An 11,980-nucleotide genomic window follows, 5' to 3' on the forward strand; every position below is an offset into this window, starting at 1 on the left:
CGAAATTGGCGACCAACGAATGAGAATTGGCGTAGTCAACGACATGCCGATGGCGGTTGAACTTCTGCGCCGGCTGGTCATGTCGACCGGCGAACACCAAGTCGCATGGATTGCGACCAATGGGCGTGAGGCGGTCGAGGTCTGCAGACGTGATCTGCCGGATCTGATACTCATGGATCTAGCGATGCCAGAGATGGACGGGGTGGAAGCGACCCGCAGAATCATGGCGGAAACCCCATGTTCAATCTTGCTGGTGACCGCCAGTATCGAAGCCAACGTCGCCGGCGTCTACGAAGCGATGGGGCATGGCGCGCTCGACGCCGTCGATATTCCCTCAGTAGGCATCGAAGGTGATGCGTCCTCGCAATCCGCACGGCTGTTGACCAACAAGATAGCAACGATCGGCAAGCTGATCGGCGATGCGCCGGGCAAGGCAAGAAGGAGGATGTCCCGTGCGGCTGAGCCGACAACTCGACGGCTAATTGCAATCGGTGCCTCTGCTGGCGGGCCGGCCGCCGTTGCCGCAGTCCTGAGCGCGTTTCCCGTTGATTTCGCCGCCGCCATCGTGCTCGTACAGCATCTCGATGCCCAATTCGTTCCAGGCCTTGCTGATTGGCTCGGCCAGCATACGCCTCTCCCGATCCGTCCAGCGCGGGAAAACGATAGTCCTCAAGCGGGCACCGTTCTCATTGCCAGTTCCGCGGATCATCTGGTTTTCAAGTCAGCTCAGCAACTTGGCTATACGCCTAGCCCCGAGGACAGCGTTTATCGGCCGTCCGTAGATGTGTTCTTCGAAAGTGCCGCGCAATGGTGGCCTGGCTCGGTGATTGGAGTCCTGCTCACAGGCATGGGCAGGGATGGTGCGCACGGGTTGAGACAGCTCCGCGACAAGGGGCATCTCACAATCGCGCAGGATAGAGCAACCAGCGCCGTCTACGGCATGCCGAAGGCCGCCGCCGACGTCGGCGCGGCTGTTGATATTCTTCCTTTGAGTGCGATCGGCTCACGCATAATCGAAGCCCTTTCAGCGCTCCAGGTGAAAGGGTTCGTCCGATGACGCTAGAACCACAGCTGGTCCCACCACTTGCAGATAACTATTCATCCATGGTTCTGCTCATCGATGACCAGATCATGGTTTGCGAGGCGGTCAGGCGCGCTCTAGCCAGCGAGCCTGATATCTCGTTACACTTCTGCACCGACCCATTGAGAGCGATCACGGTCGCCGACGAGGTAAAGCCAACCGTCATCCTGCAGGATCTCGTCATGCCCGGGGTCGATGGGCTGCATCTGGTGCGAGAATACCGGAAGCATGCTTCGACACGCGCGGTACCAGTCATTGTGCTGTCGAGCAAGGAAGACCCAGCCACCAAGGGCGAAGCGTTCGCTGCGGGAGCGAACGATTATCTCGTAAAGCTTCCGGATCGTATCGAGCTGATTGCACGCGTTCGATATCACACGCGGGCCTATCTGGATCACGTCCAGCGAGAAGCTGCATACCGAGCGCTAAGGGAAAGCCAGCGACAGCTGATCAGTGCTAATCTCGAGCTTGAACGTCTGACGCGGATCGATGGCCTGACGGGCCTCGGCAACAGGCGCTATTTTGACGAATATCTGGCGTCTGAATGGAAGCGTGCTTTTCGCGCACAATCCCCATTGTCGCTGTTGATGATCGATGCCGACAACTTCAAACGATACAATGATACCTATGGCCATATGGCCGGCGACGAGGTGCTCAAGCAAATCGCCCGCGTAATCCAGAGCGGTTCCGGCCGTTCCACCGATCTCGCTGCGCGGTACGGAGGCGAAGAGTTCGTCGTCGTGCTGGTCGACACTTTACTGGAACAATCCAGTGCGATCGCAGAGCAGCTCGTCCAGAGCGTGCGGGAGCTGAACATACCCCACGGCTCGGATCGCGTGACCATCAGCGTTGGCGTCGCAACAGCGGTGCCCACCGAGAACGAAACGCCGAAGGATTTCGTCAATGCCGCCGATCTGGCTCTTTTTCGTGCCAAATCGGAAGGACGAAATCGTGTTGCGCTTCAGATGTCCCGCGCTTGACGAGTGGCTAGGCAAACCGCAGCAGGCTCCAAACATTTGAAAATACGTTGAATGCACCCCGCTCGCCGGCCTTCAAGAAGGTCTATGCCGACCAGCTCGCTCATTCCGCGGTTGGACATCAAAAACTCATCGCCATTGCATTTGGCTGAAGCGGGCGCCGCAGTTCTGCTCTGACAGGAGCGTGGACCGCAAGCAGTTCGTTCCACTCCACCGAGTTTTCTGCTTGAATACCTCTAAAGCCATCCATGGAGGCCCCTTCCATTCTGAATGATCCCTTCGCCCCCTTACGACAGCGTTTCCTGGCTCGGTGCGCCACTCAACTCGCGGAGTTGAGGGCGGCGCGTCAGAGAGGCCCGTCAGTGGGCTCCAACGACACCCTGATTCCCACCGCGCACTCGCTCGCCGGGGCCGCGGGGACATTCGGGTTTGCGGAGATCAGCGCGCGGGCATCGGCGTTGGAGACATTGCTGATCGAGCAGGCGGACGATGGGCCCTCGCACGCCGCACTCGATGCGCTTATCACGGAGATCGAGCGGACGCTGAAGTGACTCAGCAGACGGGGCTCACTTCTTCGCGCCGCCCAGGCCGGTCCTGGTCATCTCACCCCAGCTCTGGTCAGCCCGAAGAAATTGCCACCAGCCCTTCACGCGCCAGAAATTGTTGAGCTGGCGGTAGCCGAAATTCTCGATCACGGCGACCGCCGTCAATACCGCGAGGTCCCTGGCGCGGGGAAAACGCTGCAACTCGGCCTCTTCGAGAACGAGGGAGCATACGCTCACGCAGACGCCATAGGTGAAGATGAGCGAGGTGAAGGCCAGAAGATATTCGGCCGAAAGGACACCGAGCAGCCAGAAGGCGGGGATGAGGATATAGCCCAGCACCTCCGCCACCGGTCCCAGAACGTCGACAATGAAGATGTGGCCGAAGCCGAGAAAGCCGACGCGGCCATAGCGCGGGTTGAAGAGCATGGAGCGGTAGCGGAAGAAGCATTCGAGCGAGCCGCGCTGCCAGCGCGTGCGCTGCCGGGCAAGGACGCTCAGCGATTCCGGCGCCTCGGTCCAGCACACCGGCTCCGGAATGAACTGGATGCGGTATTTGCGCTTTTTATCCCGCATATAGCGGTGCAGCTTGATGACGAGGTCGAGGTCCTCGCCCATCGAACCCTTGGTGAAGCCGCCGACCGCCACCACTTCGGCCCGGCGAAACATGCCAAAAGCGCCGGAGACCAGCATCAGTGTGTTGATGCGGCTCCAGGCAAGCCGCGCCATCAGGAAGGCGCGCAGGTATTCGACCACCTGGAGCAGTGGCAACAGACGGCGTGGCAGACGGACTTCGCGCACCCTGCCTGCCTCGATCCTGGAGCCGTTGGCGATGCGGATCGTGCCGCCGACGGCAATGGTGCGCTCGGGGTCGTCGATGAATGGCTGGGCGGCACGCATCAGCGCGTCGGGCTCAAGGATAGAGTCGCCGTCGATGACACAAAAGAGCGGCGCGCGACAGACATTGATGCCGGCGTTCTGGGCGTCGGCCTTGCCGCCGTTCTCCTTGTCGACGACGAACAGCCGCTCGGTCATCGGTGACGAATAGAGGCTGCGGATCGGATTGTGCGCGAGCGCCTCCTCATAGGGCCGATGGAACTTTACCAGCTTGAACGCCTCGATGAGGCGCAGCAAGGTCTCGTCTTTCGAGCCGTCGTTGATGACGATGACCTCGAAATTGGGATATTCGAGCGCCAGCATGGAATGGACGCTCTCGACCACGTTCAAGGCCTCGTTGTAGGCGGGCACCAATAGCGCGATCGGCGGCGCGACATCGCCATAGCGGTGCCAAAGCAGCGCCGAGCGCGCGACCGGTGGGCGCTTGGACAATGCATAGCCGGCGACGATGAGCTGCAGGAGGTATATCGTCGTCTGCGCCAGCCCGGCCCCGATGATGAACCAAGACAAGATGGTGGCGGCAAGAACGATCTCGTCGCTCCAGTCGGCGATCATACGGCTGGTCCCTCGGCAAGAATGAGCGAGGCGGTGCGCTGGCTGCGCGAGACCTCACTGTCGGCAATCTGGCGCAGCAACCGCTCTCCCGGCTGGCCGAAGGAGCGCAGCGCGTTGGCGGCGGCATAGCGCACGTTCCACACCTCGTCGCCCATTAGCTTGGATAGCGGCCGGCCAAGTTCGGCGAGGCCGAGGCGGCCGGCTGCATCGGCGGCCGCGCTGCGCACCTCCCAGTCGCCTTTTGTCATCGCGGTCGAGAGGATCGCCGGCGCGTCGGCATTTCCGGTGAGGCCGAGCGCCCGCAGTGCCGCTGCGGCAACCTCGGGCGAGGCGTCGTCGGCCAAGCGGGCGAAGAGATCGGCGAAGCGGAAGCCGCCGGCGCGGGCCAATGCGTCGATCGCGGCCGCCCTTATGAAGGGCACGGCGTCGGCGCGCGCGGCATGGTCCGCCAGTTCCTCCAGGCGCGCGTGCGGAAAGCGCCTGAACAGCTCGATCAGGCGTCGCGAGCGCTGCCCGGCCACGCCGATCTTGCGCAGCGCAATGCCGAGCGGCGGCAGGCTGTTCAGATCGCAGAGCGCTATGGCGACGGCGATCCTGACCTCGCGCGAGCGGTCGTGGTCGAGCGCGGAAAGCAGGCTTGCCACCGCACCTTCCGAGCGCAGCGCCGCCAGCATCTCGGCCGCATGGATGCGTTCGGCGCCGTTGCCCTTTTCCAGTTGCCTGCCGACAAGGGCCGGCAGGCCACATTCCTTGAAAGCAGCAAGGACATCGTCGTGCTCCTCGCCGCGCAAAAGCGAAATGAACTCGAAGCCGGTATTGATCGCCACGCCAGCCGGCACCGAAAGAATGGCCGTTTTCAACACCTCGCGGTCGCGGCTCTCGGTGAAGGCGATCAGCGCAGTCAGAAGCTGACGCCGCTGGTCGGCCGCAGCCTTGCTCCGGCGCTCCTGCAGGACGCGTCTCGCGATCAGGAACAGCATGATCACCAGCGAAAGAGCGCTGAGCAGTATGGAGAGATCCCAGATGTACCACATGGTCAGAACCGCGCGGTCAGGCCGAGACCGAATGTATTCCGGTCGAATCTCGGTCGTTCTTCATGCGCGATGCTGGCGCGCAACGTCAGCGGATCGCTGATGTCCCAGGAAACACCACCAAAGACCGCGCGCGTCGGCACCAGCGTGCCGTCGGAGATTTCGGGAGCGTCGGCATAACCGCCGAACACGTTGAAGTGCGGTGTCGCAGCAAGGTCGACGCGAAGCACATAACCGTCTGCGCCCGTGCCGATATCATCCTGCGCATGAACCCAGCGGGCGGAAAGCCCCAGGCGGCCGTCTAGGATAGAGGTCTGCACCCATGGCGAGATGCTGGTGACATTTGTGTCGGCGAAATTGTCGTACCGGGCGTCGATGTTGAGCGAAAGCGGGCCGAACGCCTTTGCCGGCGCCATGACCTGCCACGAAGCCCCGGCGCCGATCGAATAGCGCGCGAGGAAATCAGCGTCCGGCGTCGCCGCCGCCAGAGCATAGGCAGAGAACGCCGGCGAGAAGGCCTGGTCGATACGGCCTTCGATCTGGACGTCGGTGCGGCCGAAGCGTGTGGCCAGCCGGGTGCGACCGGAAATCGTGGTGCGCGGCGACAGCCGATAGGCAAGGCCTGCCGAACTGTCGGTCCAGTCGCCGAGCTCGCTGGTGAGATCGCTCACCTCGCTGCCGAGGTCGAGCCGCCATTTGCGCGGCGGCGGCACGGCCAGCCTTTGCTCGATATCGAAAGAGCCAGGCTCGACGGCGAGCGCTTGGCTGTAGGCATCCCGCGCGTCCTCCTCTTTACCCTCGGCGCGGCGCACATCGCCGAGCCCGACCAGCGCCTCGGCATTGCGCGGATCGGCCGCAAGCACGCGCTGGAACGACTGCCCGGCCCGCGTGTAATCGGCCTCGAGCAAAGCCACTCTCGCATCCAGCTCGAGCGCCTCGACATTGCCTGGCACCGAGGCCAGCACGCCATCGACCAAGCGGCGGGCGCTCGGCGCGTCGCCCCGCCAGATCGCCAGGCGCACCTTGCCGAGCCGCGCGTCGAGAAGGCCCGGCTTGATCGCAAGCGCGCGGTCGAAGAAAAGCCCCGCCTCGTCGAAGCTTTGGCTGGAGCCGACGACCAGGCCAAGGGCGACGAGGATGTCGGTGTTCTTCGGCGCCAGTCCCAGTGCCCGGCGATAGACTTTCTCCGCCTCGGGCAGCTTTCCCGCCGCTCGCAGGCGTCTGCCCTGCTCCATCAGACCGGCGACGGGATCGGGCCGCCGGCTAGTCGGTTTCTTTGTCGGCGCCGGAACCGCGGGAGATCGTCTCACCTCACTGCCGGCGGCTTGCTTCGCCTTCTGGATATTCGCGATAAGCGTGGCGGCGTCAGCGTTGCCGGGCTCGGCCCGCAGGGCCGTTTCGGCTAGCGGAAGCGCGGCATCCAGATTGCCCGAGCGGAACTCGACCTCAGCCATGCCAAAGCTGGCGTCCCGATAGGTTGGGGCCAAGGACAGGGCATTGGAAAAAGCGTCGCGCGCCGCCGACAGATTGTCGCGGCCGAGTTCGGCAAAACCGAGTTGCACCAAGGCGTCGGCGTTATCGGGTTTAAGCGCAAGGGCGCGCCGTAAAAACTCCACCGCCTCGTCAAAATGCTGCGCTTGCCTGGCCTTGACGCCGAACTCGTAAAGTTCATCCACCGTCTGCGCCAGCACCGCGCCCTGGGGCGCAGCGATCGCCAGGATCAGACATGCGCCAAGGGCTGCGCACCGGCAGCGCCGCATCAGCGTTTCCCGCTCTTTCGCGCGAGCAGACGCGCCAACCGAGCCAGAAGCTCCTCGGGGATGAATGGCTTCACAAGGTAGTCGTCGGCTCCTTTTTCGAGGGCCGAGACGATGTCCCTTTCGCCCTTGCGGGCGGTCAGCATGACGACCGGGGTTTCGGACAAAGCCGGATCGCCCTTGATGCGGGCAAGGACCTCCAGGCCGTCGGCCTTGGGCATCATCGCGTCGAGCACGATGATGTCCGGCGCCTCATGCTCTGCCTTCGAGAGCGCTTCCGCCCCGTCTACTGCTTTGATGACCTCATATCCCTTTGCCCTGAGCCTGAATTCCATCAGCTCGATCAACAAGGGATCGTCATCGCAAATCAGAACTCTTGCCTTCGCTCCGTTCACCAGCCTTGCTCCGGTTCCGTCGCCCCCCGGAGTGATCCCATGAACCGACATCCGCCAATGCGGTCCATGCAGACAGAAATATTCGTCTCGACTCTCTCATCGACGTCCGCCGATGCCACGCGATTATAGACAACCTGATTCGCTGCGCCTGCACCTCGGCACAATCAGTAGATGAATAAGGCGACATGGTATAGGAGCCCTGAACGGCATCGCACAGTGTGCAGACAAACTGCGCTCGGTGGCCAAGCCATACGTCGGCTCAGGTGCGCGATAGAAGCAATCTTTTGACTTCACCGGCAAGCGCAAGCGGGTCGAAAGGTTTGGCGATCACCCCCACCGCCCCCATAGCCAGATAGCGTCCGACCTCATGCGTCTGGGTGCGCGCGGTGATGAACACCACGGGTATCGACGCCGTCGGCCGGGACTCGGCCAGACGCCTCAGCGTCTCCGGTCCGTCCATCTCGGGCATCATCACATCGAGCAGGATGAGGTCGGGCCGCCATTCGGCGGCATCGGCCAGCGCCTGCATGCCCGAAGAACAGGATCGCACCTCGAATTCCGGCTCGAGCTCCAGCGACATCTGGGCGATTTCGCGGATATCGTCCTCGTCGTCTACATAGAGGATCCTTGCGGGCATTAGCATCACTCCTTGGCGTGCGCGGCAGGCCGAGTGCCATTGCGGGACGAAACCAACATGTTCCGTACCAACTTTGCCACATCGATTTCCGACGCTCTGGTCTTGGTCATGATCGCCTGCACCCGATCGCCGAGCTTCTGGTCGAGTTCCGCCGCCGAGAACACGATGACCGCAGTCTCGAGCGGCAGATCGGTCAGGAGGTCGAGGCCCGATCCGTCGGGAAGCGCGATATCCAGGATGACTAGGTCGAAGCGATGGCGGGCGATCGCCTCCTGGGCCTGCTTTAGTGTCTTCGCCGAGGTGATCGAGACGCCCGAACCCAGCCCTTCTGACATCACCGCAAGCACGCCCTCATCGTCTTCGACATGCAGGATTTGTGGCTTCGGCTCGACCCTACGGCCGACGATCTTGGCAAGAGCGGCGTGAAGCCGTTTCGAATCCACCGGCTTCTCCAGCCAGTCGACGATGCCGACGGCGCTGCCGTTCAGCGAGCGCCTGGCCTCGTCGGCGACGGCGGAGATGACGATGACCGCAATGTCGGAATTCACCGGTGATGCCCGTATGTCGTGGAAGAGCTTGATTCCGGATTCCCCCGCCAGCTTGATGTCGAGCGTCAGCGCCACGTAGTCGCGCGAGCTCAGCAGCGCCTTGGCGGTGTCGATATCGGGCGCGACGTCGCTGGCAAAGCCTTCTGCATCGAGAAGTGCTGCGATCACCACAGCAATGTCAGGCTCGTCCTCGCAGATGAGGACACGCAGGCGGCCATCGCGCTTGCGCGCCCGGCGCTCGACCGAAACCGGCTTCTCGGTTTGCCTGTGCGCTTCGGGGAGGTCAATGTGAAACGAGGTTCCCTTGCCTTCCTCGGTTTCGAAGGAGATGCCGCCGCCCAGCTTTTCAGTGATGGCCTTGACGATGCTCAAGCCCAGGCCAGTACCGCCTATCTTGCGAGTGCTGGAGGCGTCCGCCTGCTCGAACTTCCCGAATATGCGACTGCGGAACGCTTCGGGGATGCCAGCGCCCTGGTCCACGACCGAGATGCGCAGCATATCGGGGGCACGACGATGGAGTTTCACCGTGACGATGCCATCAGTGTGCGAGAACTTGATCGCATTCGACAGCAGGTTGGCCATCACCTGATGCAGGCGATCCGGATCTATGTTGGCTTCGGCGCGCGGGGCATCGTCGACCAAGACGATCCTGATTCGGCTGTCGGCCATGTAGTTGGTGCTGGCGGCAATCGCCTGTTCCAGGACCGGGCGGACAGCCATCTGCCTGATCTTGAAGGTGATCACGCCAGATTCGATCTTCTCCATATCAAGGATGTCGTTGATGAGAAGAACCAGCCTTTCACTGTTGGTGTGGGCGATGTTGACGAGATTGGCGGCCTTGGGCGGCAGTTCGCCGGCGACGCCGGCCGCGATCAAACCAAGTGAGCCGCGGATGGAGGTCAGTGGGGTGCGCAATTCGTGGCTGACCGTCGAGATGAAATCGTTCTTCAGCTGGGCATTTCGCTTTTGTTCGGTGATGTCGCGATTGTAGGTGATGACGCCGCTGATCTTGCCGGTCTCGTCGCGGAACGGTGCCTTCAGCGTGTAGAGCCAGCCTTGTCTGCCGTCCGGGAAAACCGCCGGCTGGTCGATGCGCAGCGTCTGCCCGGCTTCCAGAGCGCCCATCTCATCCTGCCGGAAGCGCTCGGCCACGTCCTTAGAGTAGAAATCGAAATCCGTCTTGCCGATAAGCTGTTCGACCGAAGCGGCGCGCATCATTTCGGCAGTGGCGGGATTGGCGGCGATGAACCGGCCGTCGACATCCTTAATGTTCAGGCAATCCGGGAGTTCGCGGACCATGGCCCGGTAGATCATGTTGGACATCGCAAGATCGCGCCGCCGCTGCTGCCGGTCCAGCAGAACGCTTATGAGGACGGTGCTGAGGAAGCGGAACACGAGTGATGGGAGTGTGCTCTGCTGCACCAGGTCGGCAACGACTTGCGAGGGGATGATCAGGAGCGTGATCAGCCCGGCGAAAGCTACCGACACGCCGAGTCCGAATATGTCGAACATGGTGCGAGACCGGGCAGTAACGATGTGGTGCCACGCAATACCGACTATAGCGGTGATGAGGATCCCCACGACACCGACGCTCGCGCCCTGTCCACCGAGATAGATGCGATAGGCAATGGAGCCGGCAGTAGCGATGAACATCGCCGGCCATCCACCGAAGAACGCGGCAGCCGCAATGAAGGCGGCGCGGAGATCGACGACGAAGCCGGAGACGGACAAGCCCGTCGCCATGGAAATGATCGCGCCCATGCACATGACCACGCCAAGAACCAGCGACTGCATCCGCGTCGACAGACGCCCGGTGAAGTCCGCCACAAGATCCCAGGCGACCACGAGGATGGAGACCAGGGCAAGATTGGCGAGGAGTGACTGCCAGAACTCGGTCATGACTTTCCCGCTCCTTTTCCCGATAGATACCGCCAAAACCTATCCGAGGTCTAAAGAAGCTACAGACTCCGGCCCTCTGCCAGTTGAGGCTCGCTGCTCGAAGTCGCGTTGGTGGTTAATCCGCGCGTCGACAGCCCTCTGGCCGAGCCTGCCATAGTCCGGGCGGAACCATCCTCTCCGCTCGCGGTTTGGGCAGGCAACCCAAGGGAGACCTTCATGACACAATCGCGCGATTGGTTGATACAATGGCTGAGGGACGCTCACGCTATGGAGGAGCAGGCGGAGACGATGCTCTCCGGGCAACTGTCACGCCTCGAGAGCTATCCGGAGCTCGGCGACCGCATCCGTCAGCACCTCGACGAGACGCGACAGCAGGCCTCACGCCTCAAAAGCTGTCTTGACCGGATCGGAGAGGGATCCTCCGCGATGAAAGACGCAGGCGGCAAGCTCACCGCCATGGCCCAGTCGATCAGCGGCGTGTTTGCCGGCGACGAGGTGATGAAGGGCTCGCTCGCCAGCTATACTTTCGAGCATATGGAGATTGCCTCCTACATGATGCTCATCGCCGCGGCCCACGCCGAAGGGGAGGCCGAGGTGACGCGTGTCTGTGAGCAGAATCTGCGCGAAGAGGAAGCGATGGCGGATTGGCTCAAGAGCCACCTCGCCGAGACGACGCAGATGTTCCTGTCTCGCGCCGCGGCCGACAGCGATGCCGCGAAACGGTGACGCCCAAATGGCGCGGGCGGACTTTTTTTCTGGCGATCGGGTCCGCTGGGCGGCTCTTGCGCCGGCCGCTGGGTCTTAGTCGCAGCTAAGACCCCGCTTCTCCTCCCACAAGAGCGGACTCTTGTCTCGAGTTTATGATCGGCCGCGGATTCGTCAGGGCACGGGTGGGGCAACATGAAGCGACTTCTGTCAGATCTCGCCGCAATGGCTGAGCCCGGCTTCTGGGTCGCCCTGGGGCTTTTGGCGCTGCCTTACGCAAGTGGGCGTATTCGTCCTCATTAAGACATGCCGGTGCCTCTGATCGCTCAGGCTTCCAGCCGCCCATGCGCGGACCTTAATACACCATCGTTGAGAGCACTTTCGGGTCTCACTGTCATGATCGCAAAGGGCCCACGTGACCGACGAGGTGGGGATGCATCGACCGATGAAGTTGCAGGACGCGTGTTGAGCAATCCGCTCGGTGTTATTGCGGGGTTGCTCCCATTCTTGCGCGTGGCGCACCATATTAGCCATTTGACGGGCGCAGATGCCGGTTTGCGAGGACTCGCCCACCAAGAGGCTCTAGAGTTGCGAGTGTAGTCTGCTGGCCAGCCAGTCCGATATTTTTTCGGTCAGGGGGCGCGCTTCCCATTCGCCCAAACTGATCTGCCTTGATCGCGCAAGATCCTGGCTGAACAGGTCGATCTGCGTTTTGGCAAAATCTCGGCCGTAGACATTCAGCGTGGCTTCGTCGTTCAGTCGCAAAGAGCGCTCGTCCAGGTTGGCAGAGCCAAAGCTCGTCCAGACGTCGTCGACGATCAGGAGTTTGGGATGATACATCGTTGGCTGGAACTCGAAGATCCGGACCCCAGCTTTGAGCAAGTCGCCCCAGAAGTACCGCGAGCCCTTTCGGACCAGGGGCACGTCTGTGAGCCAGTTGGGCACGATCACGTCGACTG

11 protein-coding genes are annotated in these 11,980 nt (G+C 62.2%); 4 read left to right on the top strand and 7 right to left on the bottom strand.

Annotation, left to right across the window (positions count from 1 at the left end):
• Nucleotides 1–19 precede the first annotated feature (19 nt).
• The 3 genes from FJ951_RS27425 (at nt 20) to FJ951_RS27435 (ending at nt 2,606) form a co-directional block, all read left to right on the top strand.
• On the top strand, nt 20–1,057 hold the full coding sequence (locus FJ951_RS27425) for a chemotaxis response regulator protein-glutamate methylesterase (RefSeq protein WP_140518210.1): 1,038 nt from the start codon (nt 20–22) through the stop codon (nt 1,055–1,057).
• A 47-nt stretch (nt 1,058–1,104) separates the two neighbouring features.
• Nucleotides 1,105–2,058 (top strand): PleD family two-component system response regulator, encoded by a 954-nt coding sequence (locus FJ951_RS27430; RefSeq protein ID WP_281405099.1) that lies wholly within the window; start codon nt 1,105–1,107, stop codon nt 2,056–2,058.
• A 245-nt stretch (nt 2,059–2,303) separates the two neighbouring features.
• The gene (locus FJ951_RS27435) at nt 2,304–2,606 is read left to right on the top strand and encodes an Hpt domain-containing protein (protein WP_181172299.1); all 303 of its coding nucleotides are present in this window, start codon (nt 2,304–2,306) and stop codon (nt 2,604–2,606) included.
• A 15-nt stretch (nt 2,607–2,621) separates the two neighbouring features.
• Here the strand turns inward: FJ951_RS27435 and FJ951_RS27440 are convergent, their stop codons facing one another.
• From FJ951_RS27440 to FJ951_RS27465, 6 genes are all read right to left on the bottom strand, one after another.
• The gene (locus tag FJ951_RS27440) at nt 2,622–4,049 is read right to left on the bottom strand and encodes a glycosyltransferase family 2 protein (RefSeq protein ID WP_181172300.1); all 1,428 of its coding nucleotides are present in this window, start codon (nt 4,047–4,049) and stop codon (nt 2,622–2,624) included.
• Nucleotides 4,046–5,083, bottom strand: a complete 1,038-nt coding sequence (locus FJ951_RS27445) for a HEAT repeat domain-containing protein (protein ID WP_140518212.1) — start codon at nt 5,081–5,083, stop codon at nt 4,046–4,048. Before FJ951_RS27445 ends, FJ951_RS27440 begins: the two co-directional genes overlap by 4 nt.
• Before the next feature lie 2 nt (nt 5,084–5,085).
• Nucleotides 5,086–6,840 (bottom strand): YaiO family outer membrane beta-barrel protein, encoded by a 1,755-nt coding sequence (locus tag FJ951_RS27450; RefSeq protein ID WP_140518213.1) that lies wholly within the window; start codon nt 6,838–6,840, stop codon nt 5,086–5,088.
• Nucleotides 6,840–7,232, bottom strand: coding sequence for a response regulator (locus FJ951_RS27455; RefSeq protein ID WP_140500730.1), 393 nt, complete (start codon nt 7,230–7,232; stop codon nt 6,840–6,842). The genes FJ951_RS27450 and FJ951_RS27455 overlap by 1 nt, the downstream gene beginning before the upstream one ends.
• Nucleotides 7,233–7,491: 259 nt before the next feature.
• A complete protein-coding gene (locus FJ951_RS27460) occupies nt 7,492–7,869 on the bottom strand; it encodes a response regulator (RefSeq protein WP_140518214.1) in 378 nt (125 codons plus the stop codon).
• A 5-nt stretch (nt 7,870–7,874) separates the two neighbouring features.
• Nucleotides 7,875–10,316 (bottom strand): ATP-binding protein, encoded by a 2,442-nt coding sequence (locus FJ951_RS27465; protein WP_140518215.1) that lies wholly within the window; start codon nt 10,314–10,316, stop codon nt 7,875–7,877.
• A gap of 216 nt (nt 10,317–10,532) precedes the next feature.
• Here FJ951_RS27465 and FJ951_RS27470 point away from each other — a divergent pair, with 216 nt between their 5' ends.
• Nucleotides 10,533–11,042: a DUF892 family protein gene (locus tag FJ951_RS27470; protein ID WP_140518216.1), complete on the top strand. Its 510-nt coding sequence runs from the start codon at nt 10,533–10,535 to the stop codon at nt 11,040–11,042.
• A 561-nt stretch (nt 11,043–11,603) separates the two neighbouring features.
• Here the strand turns inward: FJ951_RS27470 and FJ951_RS27475 are convergent.
• Nucleotides 11,604–11,980, bottom strand: a 377-nt coding sequence (locus FJ951_RS27475; protein ID WP_246671799.1) for a phospholipase D-like domain-containing protein, incomplete at its 5' end; no start/stop codon positions are given.

It is taken from the genome of Mesorhizobium sp. B2-2-3, assembly GCF_006442405.1.
Taxonomy (GTDB): domain Bacteria; phylum Pseudomonadota; class Alphaproteobacteria; order Rhizobiales; family Rhizobiaceae; genus Mesorhizobium.